We start from the raw sequence: 13,649 nt of genomic DNA on the forward strand, positions 1-13,649 counted from the left end.
GGGTCTCCTGTTTAATTCGTTCGAACCCAGGTTTTGTGGGCGATCAATTCCACTTTGCCGCCCGCCGCTTCGATTTTTTTCTTCGCGGAGGCGGAAAACGCGTCGGCCTTCACTTGAAAGGCCTTGTCCAAATCCCCGTCGCCGAGGACCTTGACCAACCCGCGCCCCTTGACGAGACCAAGGGCCCGGAGGCTTTCCGGGGTCACTTCCCCCGGCTTCTCAATGACGGCGTTCATGTCGCCGATGTTGACGATTTGATAGACGGTCCGGAAGGCCTTGTTGTTGAACCCGCGTTTGGGAATGCGGCGGATGAGCGGGATCTGGCCGCCCTCGAACCCGGCCTTCATGTGGGCGTCGCCGGAGCGGGCCGTTTGCCCTTTGAAACCGCGGGTCGAGCCCTTGCCGCCGTGGCCGGAGCCTTCGCCGCGGCCGACGATTTTGCGCCGATGGCGGGAGCCCGGCGCGGGTTTCAGGTTGTTGAGACGGATCATAGGGTCCTCGTTAAGCCGGCACCGCGGGAGCGGCCGGCAAAGTCTTTCCGCGCATGCGGTACGCGTCTTCCTTGGTTTGCAAACTTCCGAGAGCCACCAACGTGGCGTACACCACGTTGAACGGGTTCGGGCTGCGCAGGGACTTGGACAAAATGTCGCGCACGCCGGCGGCTTCGACGACCGCCCGGACGCTGCCGCCCGCGATGACGCCCGTGCCGGGGGCCGCGGGTTTCAAAAGCACCGTGCCCGCCCCGAAAACGCCGGTGACGTCGTGGGGGATGGTCGTCCCTTTCAACGGGATTTTGACAATGGTCTTCTTCGCCTGCATGACCGCCTTCTGGATGGCGGCCTGGACTTCCTTGGCCTTGCCCATCGCCGCGCCAACGTGGCCGGCGCCGTCGCCCACCACCACCAGGGCGTTGAACGAAAACCGCTTGCCGCCCTTCACCACCTTGGCCACGCGGTTGATGGCGACGACCGTTTCCTTTAGATTCAATTGTGACGCGTCGATTCTAGGCACAGACCCCTCCGTCGATTAAAGCTGCAGCCCGGCTTCGCGGGCGCCTTCGGCCACGGCTTTGACGCGCCCGTGGTATGGCCGGCCGCCGCGGTCGAACACCGCTTTCGCGATGGAGAGCGCTTTGGCCTTTTCGCCGATCTGTTGTCCCACTTTTTTCGCCGCGGCCACCGTCGCCCCGGCTTTCGTGTCCGCGCCGTGGGACGACGCGTACGCCAGCGTGCGGCCGGTGTTGTCGTCAACCAGCTGCACCACCATGTGCTTTTGCGATCGGCGGACGCTCAAACGCGGCCGATCCGCCGTGCCCAAAACCGATTGGCGGGCCCGCTGCCGGCGGAACGCCAGCCTTTCTTGAGGAGATTTCACGCTCATTTTTTAGCCCCCCCCGCCGCGCCCGCGGCGCCCGCGGCGGCTTTGCCGGCCTTGCGGCGCACGTGTTCGTTGGCGTAGCGGATGCCCACGGGCTCGTTGTTGGCCCAGTAGACGCCCGGCTTACGAAATTCGCGAATTTCGGCGGCGACCTGGCCGACGAGTTGCTTGTCCGCGCCGGAGACGACCAGCGTGGTTTGTTTTTGATCGACGGTGACTTTCACGCCCACCGGCACCGTGTAATCGATGGGGTGGGAGTAGCCCAGCGTCATGTTCAACTTGTTTCCGTTGATCTGGGCGCGGAACCCCACGCCGCCGATCCGGAGTTCTTTCGAAAACCCGGTGGCCGCGCCTTCCACCATGTTGAGCAGGAGCTTGCGGAAGGTTCCGTGCAACGCTTTTTGAGTCGGGCTGTCGTTTTTGCGGTCGACGGTCAAGCTCGGTCCTTCCAGTTTGGCCGAAAGACCGGCCGGCAAGACGCGGGACAGTTGCCCCAGGGGCCCCGTCACGCTGACGGTCGCGCCCTGAACATTGACCTTCACCTTATCGGGAAGGGAAATCGGTTTTTTTCCGAGACGGCTCATAAATCCATCCTCACCAAACCTGGGCGAGCACTTCGCCGCCCAGCTTTTCTTTCCGCGAGCGCCGATCCGTCATCAACCCTTTGGAGGTCGAGACGATCGACATGCCCAAACCGCCCCGCAATTTCGGGAGCTCTTCGTAACCGCGGTACACCCGCAGGCCCGGTCGCGACACGCGCTTGACGCCCTGCAGCACGCGGGTCTTGTTGGGCAAATACTTCAAGAACAGACGCAGGACGCCCTGTTTGCGGTCCGGCAAAACTTTGTAGTCGACGATGTAGCCTTCGTCCTTCAACACCTGGGCGACTTCCTTTTTCAAGGCCGAAGCCGGCAGGTCCACGCGCTCTTTGAGCTTGTGGTTGGCGTTGGTGATCGCCGCGAGCATGTCGCTGATGGGATCCGAGGTCATGGGTCAGCTCCTTTTCGTTACCAGCTGGCCTTAACCACGCCGGGGATTTCGCCCCGCAGGGCGAGATTGCGGAAACAAATTCGGCACAAACCGAAATCCCGGTAGAAAGCCCGGGGGCGGCCGCACAAGCGGCAACGGTTTCGGAACCGGACCGCGAACTTCTGCGGCTTTTTCATTTTTGCCTTCCAGGCGGTGGTGGCCATTTCAAATTCTCCTTAGTTCGCCGCGGGCTTCGCCTTTTTGAAAGGCATGCCCAAGAGAGTCAGAAGTTCCCGCGCGGTGTCGTCGCGCCCGGCCGTCGTGACCATCGTCACGTTCATGCCGCGCGCCTTGTCCGATTTGTCCAATTGGATTTCGGGGAAGATGTATTGTTCGGTCAGCCCCAGGTTGAAGTTGCCGCGCCCGTCAAACCCGCGGCGGAGGTCGATTCCCTGGAAGTCGCGGATGCGCGGCATGGCCACGTTCACGAGACGGTCGAGGAACTCCCACATGCGGACCCCGCGCAAGGTCACGCGCAACCCGATGGGCATGCCTTCGCGCAGCTTGAAGTTCGAGATCGATTTTTTGGCCCGGCGGATTTCCGCTTTTTGGCCGGCGATGGCCGCCAATTCCTCGGCGGCGAGATCCATGACCTTCGCGTTTTCCTTGGCTTCGCTCACGCCCAGGTTGAGGACGATCTTTTGAAGGCGCGGCACTTGGAAGAAATTCTTCCAACCGAAACGCTTCATCATTTCGGGCGCGACCGCGGTGCGGTAGGCCGTGAGAAGTCGGGGCACGTATTTTTCAGCGACTGTCGACATATCGTTTCCTTGTAAAAATTTTTCTCGGGGAGGGCGACGCGCGCCTTACCCGATCATCTCGCCGCAACCGCGGCACACGCGGGCCTTGGTCCCGTCGGACAACGTGCCCACCTTGGGGCGCGCCGGCCGGCGACACTTGGGGCAAACCACCATCACTTTCGACATCGGCAAATACGCTTCGCGTTCCTGGACGCCGCCGGGCTTTTGGGGCGTGCCCTTGGCGTGTTTTTTGGACAGGTTGAGTTTGGACACGAGGACCCGCCGTCCGATGCGGTCGACCTCGACCACTTCCCCTTCTTTGCCGCGGTCCTTGCCCGCCAGCAAGCGGACTTTGTCTTTCTTACGTACGGTCGCGAGGGCCATCAGACGACCTCCGGGGCCAGGGAAATGATTTTCAAGTAGTTGCGCTCGCGCAGTTCGCGCGCCACGGGGCCGAAGATGCGCGTCCCCTTGGGCTCGCCCTCGGCGTCGATCACAACGGCGGCGTTGTCGTCGAAACGGATGTAGCTTCCGTCCGGTCGGCGGCGTTCTTTGCGCGTTCGCACCACGACGCACTTGACCACCTCGCCCTTCTTGATCGAGGAATCGGGCAAGGCGTTTTGCACCGACGCCGTGACGACGTCGCCCAAATAGGCGTACCGGCGGCGGAAACCACCGTGCATGCGGAAGACGCGGACCAACCGCGCGCCCGAATTGTCGGCCACGCGCAAAATGCTTCGCTCTTGAATCACGACGCCACCTCCGCGCCCTGGGCCACCGACGCCCGCTCCAACACCTCAACGAGGCGCCAGCGTTTCAATTTCGACATCGGCCGTGTTTCCATCACGCGCACGCGGTCGCCCGCCCGGCTTTCGTTCTTTTCGTCGTGGGCGTACACTTTGCTCGCGCGGGTTAAAATTTTTCCGTACAACCCGTGGCTCAACCGACGCGGGATTTCGATCACGCGCGTCTTGTTCATCTTTTCCGACAGAACGACGCCCTCGAGCGTCTTACGGTCGGCGCGTTCCGTTTTGGCGGTGGTCACGCGGACACCCCCTTTTGTCGAAGAATCGTCAACGCCCGGGCGATGTCCTTGCGAACGGCGCGGATCTCCCGCGGGTTCTTCAAGGGCGCGGTCGTGTTTTTGAACTTGAGGTCAAAAAGTTTTTCGCGGCCGCTGTTCAGTTTCGCCCGCAGTTCGTCGGGCGTCAATTCGTGCCAGCGGATTTCGTCTTGTTTTTTCTTTGCCATGGTTTCGTCCTAGAAGTGGTCCCGGCGGGCGAGACGACACTTGATGGGCAATTTGTGCCCGGCCAACGTCATCGCCCGCTTCGCCGTCTCTTCGTTCACGCCTTCGATTTCAAACAGGATGCGGCCGGGCTTGACCACGGCCACCCAAAACTCGGGGTTCCCCTTGCCTTTGCCCATGCGGGTTTCCGCGGGTTTCTTAGAAACGGGTTTGTCGGGGAAAATTCGGATCCAAACCTTGCCGCCTTTTTTCAAGAATCGCATGAGCGTCACGCGGGTGGCTTCGATCTGCCGCGCGGTGATCCAGTGGGCCTCCAACGCCTGAAGGCCGAACTGGCCGAAAGCCACAAAACCACCGCCTTTGGTGCGGCCTTTCAAACGGCCCCGGTGGGATTTCCGGTATTTGACTCGGGTGGGCATCAACATGGCTTACTCCACGTTCCCTTCGCGCTTTTTGGCTTCGTCTTCTTCGGCTTGGATCTTGCTCATGACTTCTTCTTCAATGACTTCCGCCTCGGCCGCGGGCTCGACGGGCACCACCGGTTCCGGCGTCACCAGTCCCTGCTCCGCGCGGCGGGCCAACTCTTCTTTTTCTTTTTCTTCGATCACGCGGACTTCTTCCATCAAATCGGCGTCGGTTTTCTTGAACATCTCTTTGCGGAAGACCCACGTCTTGACCCCGATGGTGCCCATGTTGATGCGGGCTTCCGTGAAGCCGTAGTCGATGTCCGCGCGAAAAGTTTGAAGCGGCACGCGCCCGTCTTTCAACCATTCGGTGCGGGCGATTTCGGCGCCGCCCAGCCGGCCGGCCACCTGGATCTTGATCCCCAAAGCGCCGCCTTGCATGGCGCGTTCGATGGCGCGTTTCATGGCGCGGCGAAAACCGATTTGCTTTTCCAACTGCATGGCCACGCCCTCCGCCACGAGCTGAGCGTCGATCTCGGGTTTTTTGATCTCGATGATCTGAATCGCGGTTTTGAGGCTGGTCATTTCCTCAACGACGTTGCGCAGCCCTTCGATGTCGGCGCCCTTGCGTCCAATGACGAGGCCCGGGCGGGCCGTGTAGATGTCGACATGCAAATATTTCCCCGTCCGGCGGATGCCGATGCGGGAGACGGCGGCCAGTTTGAGCCGCTCCTTCAAGAACCGGCGAATTTTGAAATCTTCTTCAATCAGCGAGGGCATTTCCTTGATGTTCAACCACTTGGAATCCCATTCGCGGATGTAGCCGAGTCGAATGCCTTTGGGGTGTGTTTTGTGACCCATAAAATCCTTCCTTAGTTGTCGCTCACGACGATCGTGAGGTGACACATCTTTCGTTTAAAGATCGCGCGGGAGCCTTGCGCTTTGGGCATGACCCGTTTGAGGGTCGGGCCGTGGTTCACCCAGGCCTGGGACACTTTGAGCCGCGCCGGATCGGTGCCTTTGCCGGCGTTGGAGACCGCGCTCTTTAAGGTTTTGCCCACGAGAACGCGGCACGCGCGGGGCACCCAGGGCAGCATGCCCAGGGCGTCCACAACGGGTTTCCCCTTGATGAGCTTCAAAACTTGCCCGACTTTCAGATACGAGAAGCGCGCAAAGCGCGCGTGCGCAATCGATTCCATAAAAGCTCAAACTCCTCTGTGGCAATCTGCCGTCTTGCGAAAAACCAATGACACCGAACCCCACCCGGCCCCGCCCGGGGCCCGACGACCCTTACGTTTTGGCGGCGGCTTCCTTCGTGTGCGCTTCGCCGTGGCCTTTGAAGTAGCGCGTCGGGGCAAACTCGCCCAGCTTGTGTCCCACCATCTGCTCGGTCACAAACACCTCGAGGTGCTTGCGCCCGTTGTGCACCAAAAATTTAATGCCCACGAAGTCCGGGGCGATGGTGCTCGCGCGGGCCCAGGTTTTGATGGGCTTTTTGTCCCCGTTCTTGCGCTGGGTTTCGACCTTCTCGACCAGGTTCGAATCGATGAACGGTCCCTTCTTTTTGGATCGCGACATGAAATTCTCCTTACGCCGATTCCGCGGCGTTGGTCCGCCGACGAACGATCATCCAGTGATGGCTTTTGGGCGACCGCGTTTTGTAGCCCTTCGCCGGCTGGTTCCAAGGCGACCGGGGTTGGTTGTTGCCTTTGGACCGGCCGCGGCCGCCGCCGTGCGGGTGGTCGACGGCGTTCATCGCCGTGCCGCGCACGTGGGATTTGAAACCACGGTGACGGTTTCGGCCGGCGTTCCCGATCGTCAAATTTTCATGCTCCGTGTTGCCCACCTGGCCGACGGTGGCGAAGCAGGCGTCCGGCACCATCCGGATTTCGCCGGAGGGCATCTTGAGCGTGGCGTAGCCGTTTTCGCGGGCCATGAGTTGAATGGACGCGCCGGCCGAGCGGGCCATTTGGGCGCCGTTGCCGGGAATCAGTTCCACCGCGTGGATCACGGTTCCCACGGGGATGTTGGCCAAAGAGAGCGCGTTGCCGGTTTTGATTTCCGCTTTCGGTCCCGACAGGACCATGTCGCCCACGGCGAGGCCCACGGGATGCAAGATGTAGCGTTTGGCGCCGTCTTTGTAGTGCAGGAGCGCCAGACGGGCGGAGCGGTTCGGGTCGTACTCGATGGCGGCGACTTTGGCCGGCACGCCGGGTTTGTCGCGCTTGAAATCGACGACGCGGTACATCCGCTTGTGCCCGCCGCCGCGGAAGCGGACCATCACGGTTCCGGTGTTGTTGCGGCCGCCGGATTTACGCAGGGGCTGCAACAGCGCCTTTTCGGGCGCTTTTTTTGTCAAATCGCTGAAATCTTCCACCGTGATGGCACGGCGGGAGGGTGTGTAAGGTTTGAAAGTTTTCATCGGCATCGTCGTTCTCCGTTAAGCCTGCGGCTCCGCGTGCTTGATTTCCTGGCCTTGCTTCAACGTCACGATGGCCTTTTTCCAATCCGACTGGTAGCCGGCGTGGGCGCCGCGCCGGCGAAGCTTGCCGGGCATGTTCATGGTGTTGACGGCCGTCACCTTGACCTTGAACACCGTCTGCACGGCGTCCTTGATTTGGCCTTTGGTGGCCCGCGGCGCGACCTCAAAAATGTATTTGTTCTGCTCCCGCAACAGCGTCGACCGTTCCGTCAAAACCGGCCGGAAAAGAACTTGCGTCGTGGCAAGACCCATATCAGTTGACCCCCGGGGTCGACCCGTCGAGACGGGCGGTGATTTGGTCCAAGGCGACCTTGGTGAAGACAAGCTGGTCCGCCAGCAGGGCGGCGTAGCTGGTCAAGTCGCGGGCGCGGCACAGGCGCAGGCCCGCGAAGTTGCGCGTGGCCCGGTCCAGCGCCGGCGTGATGTCGTCGACCACCACCACCGTCTTGGGTCCCAGCTTCAAGGCGGCGGCCCAGGCGGCCACCAGCTTGGTTTTGGGTTCCGCCAATAAAAATTGGTCCACCACCGCCAATTTCCCGTCGGCGACAAAACTCGACAGAACGGCCCGCAAGGCCAACCGGCGCTTCGCCGGAGGGACCGCTTGGACGTAGCTGCGCGGTTTGGGACCGAACGTGATCCCCCCGTGGCGCCACAGGGGCGAGCGGATCGAACCCGCCCGGGCGTTGCCGGTGTGTTTTTGTTTCCACGGCTTCAAACCGCCGCCGGACACTTCGCCGCGCGTTTTTGTGGAGTGCGTGCCGCGCCGCTGGTTCGCGAGGTACGCGGTCACGACCTCATGAATCAGTGTCGAAGGGGCTTTCACCTTGAACACCGCGTCCGCCAGCTCCACGCTGCCGGCCTTCTGACCTTTTGAATTCAAAACGTCTACCGTCGACATAGTATCCTCTTTATTTCTTTTCCGGCTTGCCGCTCTTGGCGGGCGCGGCCTTCGCGGCTTTCTTCGCCACCGCGGCGGGCGCTTGCTTCACGCGGCGGGGCCGCGTGGTCTTGTACAGGCTCACGCAGGTGCCCGGCGCGCCGGGGACCGACCCCCGCACCAGCATCAAATTTTCCGTCGGGTTCACGTCCACCACGAGCAAGCGCTGGATGGTTTTGATTTCCGCGCCCATGTGCCCGGGCCCGCGCTTGCCGGGCCACACGCGTTCACGCCCCGAAGACCCCGGCGCGCGCCAGCGATCGGACTGGCCGTGGGTTTTGGGACCGCCTTTGAACCGGTGGCGCTTGACCGCGCCGGCGAAGCCCTTTCCCTTGATCATTCCCGACGCGTCGATGATGTCGCCCGCGGCGAACTGTTCGACGCGGATTTCCATGCCGGCCTCAAAACCATCCACGGACGGCAAGCGGAACTCCTGCAGCCATCGCGTCGGGACGGCGTTCGTTTTGGCGAAGTGCCCCGCTTCCGGCTTCGAGAAATTTTTGGGGCGGATGTCGCCGAAACCCAATTGCAACGCGGCGTAACCGTCGGTGGCGGGGGTTTTCACCTGAACCACACGGCACGGCCCGGCTTGAAAAACGGTGACCGGCACGATTTCGCCTTTGGGGCTGAACACGCGGGTCATCCCGATTTTCTTGGCCAGGATGGCTTTCATCGCCGGCACGGCTTTTTTTTCGGCCGTCGCTTCGGCGGGTTTCTCTGTCGTCGTTTCGCTCATGGCTTTTCCTTACAGCTTGATTTCCACGTCCACCCCGGCGGGGAGGTCCAATTTCATCATTTCTTCAACCGTCTTCGCCGTGGGTTCCATAATATCGATCAGGCGCTTGTGCACCCGCATCTCAAATTGCTCCCGGGATTTCTTGTCCGTGTGGACCGACCGGTTGACCGTGTACCGTTTGATCTGCGTCGGCAGAAGGACCGGCCCCACCAGCGTCGCGCCGGTGCGCTGCGCCGTCTCGACGATCTTCGCAAGGGAGTCGTCGAGCATGCGGTGATCGTAGGCGCGCAGGCGAATGCGGATTTTTTGCTGGGCGGGGGTGGACGGGGTTGTCATTTCAGTTCACCGAATACGCGCATTGAAAACCGCCCCGCGTGCGCCCGTCCGTCAAGGACACGGTCACAAGCCCCGCGCGCAGGTACATCGCCCCTTCGATCAAAACGTTGTCCATGGTCCCCTCGTTTACGCCAAGATTTCGGTGACGACGCCGGCGCCCACGGTGTGGCCGCCTTCGCGGATGGCGAACCGCACGTTCTTCTCCAGCGCCACCGGCACCATCAGCTCCACTTCCACTTCCACGTTGTCCCCCGGCATCACCATCTCCACACCGGCTTTCAACTTCAAACTCCCCGTCACGTCCGTCGTCCGCACGTAAAACTGCGGCCGGTACCCGTTGAAGAACGGCGTGTGCCGCCCGCCCTCTTCCTTGTTCAAAATGTACACCTGCCCCTTGAACTTCTTGTGCGGCTGGATCGACCCCGTCGCGCAGATCACCTGCCCCCGCTCGATTTGGTCCTTCTCAATCCCCCGCAGCAGGATCCCCACGTTGTCCCCCGCCTGCGCCTCGTCCATGATCTTCCGGAACATCTCGATCCCCGTCACCACGGACTTCCGCGTCTCCTGGATCCCAACGATCTCCACCGCGTCCCCCACCTTCACCCGGCCGCGCTCAATCCGCCCCGTCGCCACCGTCCCGCGCCCCGTGATCGTGAACACGTCCTCCACCGACATCAAGAACGGCTTGTCCAGCTCACGCTTCGGCTCCGGAATCGCCGTGTCCAGCGCCTCCAGCAACTTCAAAATCGACTTCTCCCCGATCTCGCTCGGGTCCCCTGCATCGCCTTCAACGAGCTCCCTCGGATCACAGGCACCTTGTCCCCGGGAAAGTCGTACTTCTTCAGCAGGTCCCGCACTTCGATCTCCACCAGGTCCAACAGCTCCGGGTCGTCCACCAAATCCACTTTGTTCAAGAACACCACCAGGTTCGGCACGTTCACCTGCCGCGCCAACAGCACGTGCTCCCGCGTCTGCGGCATCGGACCGTCCGCCGCCGACACCACCAAAATCGCACCGTCCATCTGCGCCGCGCCCGTGATCATGTTCTTAATATAGTCCGCGTGCCCCGGGCAGTCGATGTGCGCGTAGTGCCGTTTGTCCGATTCGTACTCCACGTGCGACACCGCAATGGTGACGATCTTCGAATCGTCACGCACCGTTCCCCCCTTCGCGATGTCCTGGTACGACTTCACCTGCGCTTTCCCCTGCTTCGACAACACCTGCAGCAGCGACGCCGTCAAGGTCGTTTTCCCGTGGTCCACGTGGCCGATCGTCCCCACGTTCACGTGCGGTTTCTTGCGCTCAAATTTGGGCTTCGACATGGTGTTTCTCCTTCGTTATCGTTTGATCGTCTTTACGAAATCCGCTAGCGGCCGGCGGCCACCGCTCCCTGGTACTTCTGCACGATCTCTTCTTGAACGTTGCGCGGCGCGTCGTCGTAGTGGCTGGGCTCCATGCTGTAGCTCGCCCGGCCCTGCGAGAGGGACCGCAACGTCGTCGCGTAACCGAACATTTCTTTCAAGGGCACGTGGCCGTGGATGATGGTCACATTGCCTTTGTTTTCCTGGCTTTCGATTTTGCCGCGGCGACGCATGAGGTCGCCCATCACGTCGCCGAGATAATCCTTGGGCGTCGTCACGTCGATGCGCATGACCGGCTCCAAGAGAACCGGACCGGCGCGCCGCACCCCATCCTTGAGCGCCAGGGACGCCGCGATCTTAAAAGCCATTTCGTTCGAGTCCACCTCGTGGAAGCTCCCGTCGAACAGCGTCGCGCGGAAGTCCACCATGGGGTAGCCGGCCAAGGGGCCGGACTCGAGGGATTCGCGCAGCCCTTTTTCCACCGCGGGGATGTACTCGCGCGGCACGCGTCCGCCCTTGATCTTGTCCACAAATTCGAAACCGGACGCCGGCGGCAGGGGTTCCAGCTCGAGCCACACGTGCCCGTATTGGCCGCGGCCGCCCGTCTGCTTGATGTACTTGCCTTCGGACTCCACTTTTTTGCGGAACGTTTCGCGGAAGGCCACCTGGGGCGCGCCCACGTTGGCCTGCACGTTGAATTCGCGTTTCATGCGGTCGACGATGATGTCCAGGTGCAGCTCGCCCATGCCGGCGATGATGGTTTGGTTCGTCTCGGTGTCGGTGCGGACCCGAAACGTCGGGTCTTCGTCTTCCAGGCGACCCAGGGCGACGCCCATCTTTTCTTCGTCGGCCTTCGATTTGGGCTCGATGGCCACGGAAATGACGGGCTCCGGGAATTTCATGGATTCCAAAACGATCGGGTGCTCTTCGTCCGTGAGGCTGTGGCCGGTCTTCACGGCTTTGAGGCCCACGCCCGCGGCGATTTCGCCCGCGAACACTTCTTCAATCTCTTCGCGCTTGTTGGCGTGCATGCGCAGGATGCGCCCGAGGCGCTCGCGGTTCCCCGTGTTGGCGTTGAACACGTAGGACCCGGCCTTGATGCTGCCGGAGTAGACGCGGAAATAGGTCACCTTGCCGACGTGCGGGTCGCTCTGGATCTTGAAGGCCAGGGCGGCGAAGGGCGCGTCGTCTTTGGCCTCGCGCGTGATTTCGGTCTCGTTGTTGGGCGCGTGGCCTTTTTTGGCCGCCAGATCCACCGGCGAGGGCAGGTAATCGCAAACGGCGTCCAACATCGGTTGCACGCCCTTGTGCTTGAAGGAGGTGCCGCAGAGCATCGGGAAAAATTTTCCGGAGATCGTCGCCTTGCGCAGGACGCGTTTGATTTCGTCCTTTGAAAATTCCTTGCCGTCCAAAAACTTCGCGGCGAAATCGTCGTCGTGGTCGGCCAGCGCCTCGATCAACTGGTCCCGGTACTGCTGGGCCCTTTCTTTCAAATCGGCGGGGATCTCCTCCACGGCGTGGTCGGAGCCCTGGTCGTCGGGCCAGACGTAGGCTTTCATTTCCACCAAGTCCACGACGCCGGTGAAGGACCCTTCGGCGCCGATGGGCAGTTGGATGGGCACGCCTTGAACGCCGAGCTTGTCGTGCACGGATTTCACGCAGTCGTAAAAATCCGCGCCCACCTTGTCCATCTTGTTCGCGAAAATCAATCGGGGCACGTGATACTGGTCGGCCAGGCGCCAGTTGGTTTCCGACTGGGGCTCGACGCCCTGGGAGCCGTCCAACAGGACCACGGCGCCGTCCAAGACGCGCAGCGAGCGGTTCACTTCCGCGGTGAAATCGATGTGGCCCGGGGTGTCGATGATGTTGATTTGGCAGTCTTTCCACCGGCAGTAGGTGGCGGCCGAGGTGATGGTGATGCCGCGTTCGCGCTCTTGCTCCATCCAGTCCATCGTGGTGGTGCCTTCGTGCACTTCCCCCACCTTGTGGATCCGGCCGGTGTAGAAAAGCACGCGCTCCGTCGTGGTCGTCTTCCCCGCGTCGATGTGCGCGGTGATGCCGATGTTCCGGACTTTGCTTAAAGGGTACTGTCGGGGCATTGTCGTTTCCTAAAATTTACCAACGATAGTGGGCGAAGGCTTGGTTTGCCTCGGCCATCTTGTGCGTGTCTTCCCGTTTTTTCATGACGGGCCCTTCTTTTTTGGCGCAGAGCAAAATCTCTTCGGCCACCCGGTCGGCCATGGGTTTCCCCGATTTGCCGCGGGAGATCTGCAAAATCCATTTGAAGGCGATCGTCTGACCGCGCTCGGGGCGAACTTCGATGGGCACTTGGTAGGTGGCGCCGCCGACGCGGCGGGGGCGCACTTCCATCAAAGGACGGGCGTTCTCGATCGCGCGGGTGAAGACGGCCATGGGGTCTTCGCCGGTTTTTTTCTGGACCTGGTCCATGGCGCCGTAGAAAATCTTCTCCGCCGTCATTTTCTTTCCTTCGAAATTAATCCGACCCAGGAAGCGGGCGGCCAAAACGGAACCGAATTTGAAATCCGGGTCCGGGATTCCACGGCGTTCGCGGGGTTTGAGTTGTTTGCGGGGCATAGGGTCTCCGTCTTATTTCTTGTCGCCGGCTTTGGGCCGCTTGGCGCCGTATTTGGAACGGCCCTGTCGGCGGTCGTTGACGCCGGTGGCGTCGAGGGGTCCGCGCACAATGTGGTAACGCACGCCGGGCAAATCCTTCACACGGCCGCCCCGCACCAAAACAATCGAGTGCTCCTGCAAATTGTGTCCCACGCCCGGAATGTAGGCGGTGACTTCCATGCCCGTCGACAGCTTCACGCGCGCGACCTTGCGGAGGGCGGAGTTCGGCTTTTTCGGCGTCGTGGTGTACACGCGGGTGCACACGCCCCGTCGCTGGGGCGAAGATTTGAGGGCCGGCGCCTTGGTCTTGTAGACCATCGGCGATCTTCCGGCGCGAACCAATTGGTTGGTGGTCGGCATGGCG

At 61.7% G+C, this 13,649-nt stretch carries 23 protein-coding genes and 1 pseudogene; all 24 read right to left on the reverse strand.

Translation table 11 applies throughout. From position 1 onward, the window contains the following. Positions 1-11 precede the first annotated feature (11 nt). Complete coding sequence (gene rplO / locus IPI56_10205) at positions 12-488, reverse strand: 50S ribosomal protein L15 (protein ID MBK7546098.1); 477 nt, start codon at positions 486-488, stop codon at positions 12-14. Between the two features lie 13 nt (positions 489-501). Next, positions 502-1,011, reverse strand: a complete 510-nt coding sequence (gene rpsE, locus IPI56_10210) for a 30S ribosomal protein S5 (protein MBK7546099.1) — start codon at positions 1,009-1,011, stop codon at positions 502-504. A 15-nt stretch (positions 1,012-1,026) separates the two neighbouring features. Next, positions 1,027-1,380 (reverse strand): 50S ribosomal protein L18, encoded by a 354-nt coding sequence (locus tag IPI56_10215; GenBank protein ID MBK7546100.1) that lies wholly within the window; start codon positions 1,378-1,380, stop codon positions 1,027-1,029. Then, positions 1,377-1,961, reverse strand: coding sequence for a 50S ribosomal protein L6 (gene rplF / locus IPI56_10220; GenBank protein ID MBK7546101.1), 585 nt, complete (start codon positions 1,959-1,961; stop codon positions 1,377-1,379). Before rplF ends, IPI56_10215 begins: the two co-directional genes overlap by 4 nt. A 10-nt stretch (positions 1,962-1,971) precedes the next feature. Next, positions 1,972-2,367: a 30S ribosomal protein S8 gene (gene rpsH, locus IPI56_10225; protein ID MBK7546102.1), complete on the reverse strand. Its 396-nt coding sequence runs from the start codon at positions 2,365-2,367 to the stop codon at positions 1,972-1,974. 17 nt (positions 2,368-2,384) lie between these two features. Beyond that, positions 2,385-2,570 (reverse strand): type Z 30S ribosomal protein S14, encoded by a 186-nt coding sequence (locus tag IPI56_10230; GenBank protein ID MBK7546103.1) that lies wholly within the window; start codon positions 2,568-2,570, stop codon positions 2,385-2,387. Between the two features lie 12 nt (positions 2,571-2,582). Further along, a complete protein-coding gene (rplE, locus tag IPI56_10235) occupies positions 2,583-3,167 on the reverse strand; it encodes a 50S ribosomal protein L5 (protein MBK7546104.1) in 585 nt (194 codons plus the stop codon). 45 nt (positions 3,168-3,212) lie between these two features. After that, positions 3,213-3,530 (reverse strand): 50S ribosomal protein L24, encoded by a 318-nt coding sequence (locus IPI56_10240; GenBank protein ID MBK7546105.1) that lies wholly within the window; start codon positions 3,528-3,530, stop codon positions 3,213-3,215. Next, on the reverse strand, positions 3,530-3,898 hold the full coding sequence (gene rplN / locus IPI56_10245; protein MBK7546106.1) for a 50S ribosomal protein L14: 369 nt from the start codon (positions 3,896-3,898) through the stop codon (positions 3,530-3,532). Before rplN ends, IPI56_10240 begins: the two co-directional genes overlap by 1 nt. Then, positions 3,895-4,191 carry a 30S ribosomal protein S17 gene (rpsQ, locus tag IPI56_10250; protein MBK7546107.1) on the reverse strand — a complete coding sequence of 99 codons (297 nt, stop codon included), beginning with the start codon at positions 4,189-4,191 and terminating at the stop codon, positions 3,895-3,897. Before rpsQ ends, rplN begins: the two co-directional genes overlap by 4 nt. Next, positions 4,188-4,397, reverse strand: coding sequence for a 50S ribosomal protein L29 (gene rpmC, locus IPI56_10255; GenBank protein ID MBK7546108.1), 210 nt, complete (start codon positions 4,395-4,397; stop codon positions 4,188-4,190). The genes rpsQ and rpmC overlap by 4 nt, the downstream gene beginning before the upstream one ends. Positions 4,398-4,406: 9 nt before the next feature. Next, positions 4,407-4,820, reverse strand: coding sequence for a 50S ribosomal protein L16 (gene rplP, locus IPI56_10260; protein MBK7546109.1), 414 nt, complete (start codon positions 4,818-4,820; stop codon positions 4,407-4,409). A gap of 3 nt (positions 4,821-4,823) precedes the next feature. Further along, positions 4,824-5,660, reverse strand: coding sequence for a 30S ribosomal protein S3 (gene rpsC / locus IPI56_10265; protein ID MBK7546110.1), 837 nt, complete (start codon positions 5,658-5,660; stop codon positions 4,824-4,826). Between the two features lie 11 nt (positions 5,661-5,671). After that, positions 5,672-5,998, reverse strand: a complete 327-nt coding sequence (gene rplV / locus IPI56_10270; protein ID MBK7546111.1) for a 50S ribosomal protein L22 — start codon at positions 5,996-5,998, stop codon at positions 5,672-5,674. A gap of 91 nt (positions 5,999-6,089) precedes the next feature. Then, on the reverse strand, positions 6,090-6,377 hold the full coding sequence (gene rpsS / locus IPI56_10275; protein MBK7546112.1) for a 30S ribosomal protein S19: 288 nt from the start codon (positions 6,375-6,377) through the stop codon (positions 6,090-6,092). A 10-nt stretch (positions 6,378-6,387) separates the two neighbouring features. Further along, entirely contained in the window at positions 6,388-7,227 is an 840-nt protein-coding gene (gene rplB, locus IPI56_10280; protein MBK7546113.1) for a 50S ribosomal protein L2, read from the reverse strand. 12 nt (positions 7,228-7,239) lie between these two features. Then, a complete protein-coding gene (locus tag IPI56_10285; GenBank protein MBK7546114.1) occupies positions 7,240-7,533 on the reverse strand; it encodes a 50S ribosomal protein L23 in 294 nt (97 codons plus the stop codon). Between the two features lies 1 nt (position 7,534). Continuing rightward, positions 7,535-8,179: a 50S ribosomal protein L4 gene (rplD, locus tag IPI56_10290; protein ID MBK7546115.1), complete on the reverse strand. Its 645-nt coding sequence runs from the start codon at positions 8,177-8,179 to the stop codon at positions 7,535-7,537. A gap of 10 nt (positions 8,180-8,189) precedes the next feature. Then, positions 8,190-8,891 carry a 50S ribosomal protein L3 gene (rplC, locus tag IPI56_10295; GenBank protein ID MBK7546116.1) on the reverse strand — a complete coding sequence of 234 codons (702 nt, stop codon included), beginning with the start codon at positions 8,889-8,891 and terminating at the stop codon, positions 8,190-8,192. A gap of 72 nt (positions 8,892-8,963) precedes the next feature. Further along, positions 8,964-9,290: a 30S ribosomal protein S10 gene (gene rpsJ / locus IPI56_10300; protein MBK7546117.1), complete on the reverse strand. Its 327-nt coding sequence runs from the start codon at positions 9,288-9,290 to the stop codon at positions 8,964-8,966. 126 nt (positions 9,291-9,416) lie between these two features. Further along, positions 9,417-10,612: pseudogene (gene tuf / locus IPI56_10305) on the reverse strand (elongation factor Tu). 44 nt (positions 10,613-10,656) lie between these two features. Continuing rightward, positions 10,657-12,750: an elongation factor G gene (fusA, locus tag IPI56_10310; GenBank protein MBK7546118.1), complete on the reverse strand. Its 2,094-nt coding sequence runs from the start codon at positions 12,748-12,750 to the stop codon at positions 10,657-10,659. Positions 12,751-12,766: 16 nt separating this feature from the next. Further along, entirely contained in the window at positions 12,767-13,246 is a 480-nt protein-coding gene (rpsG, locus tag IPI56_10315) for a 30S ribosomal protein S7 (GenBank protein ID MBK7546119.1), read from the reverse strand. A gap of 12 nt (positions 13,247-13,258) precedes the next feature. Beyond that, positions 13,259-13,645 carry a 30S ribosomal protein S12 gene (locus IPI56_10320; protein ID MBK7546120.1) on the reverse strand — a complete coding sequence of 129 codons (387 nt, stop codon included), beginning with the start codon at positions 13,643-13,645 and terminating at the stop codon, positions 13,259-13,261. Between the last annotated feature and the right edge of the window lie 4 nt (positions 13,646-13,649).

The organism is Elusimicrobiota bacterium (genome assembly GCA_016706425.1).
In the GTDB taxonomy this organism is placed as follows: Bacteria; Elusimicrobiota; Elusimicrobia; order FEN-1173; family FEN-1173; genus JADJJR01.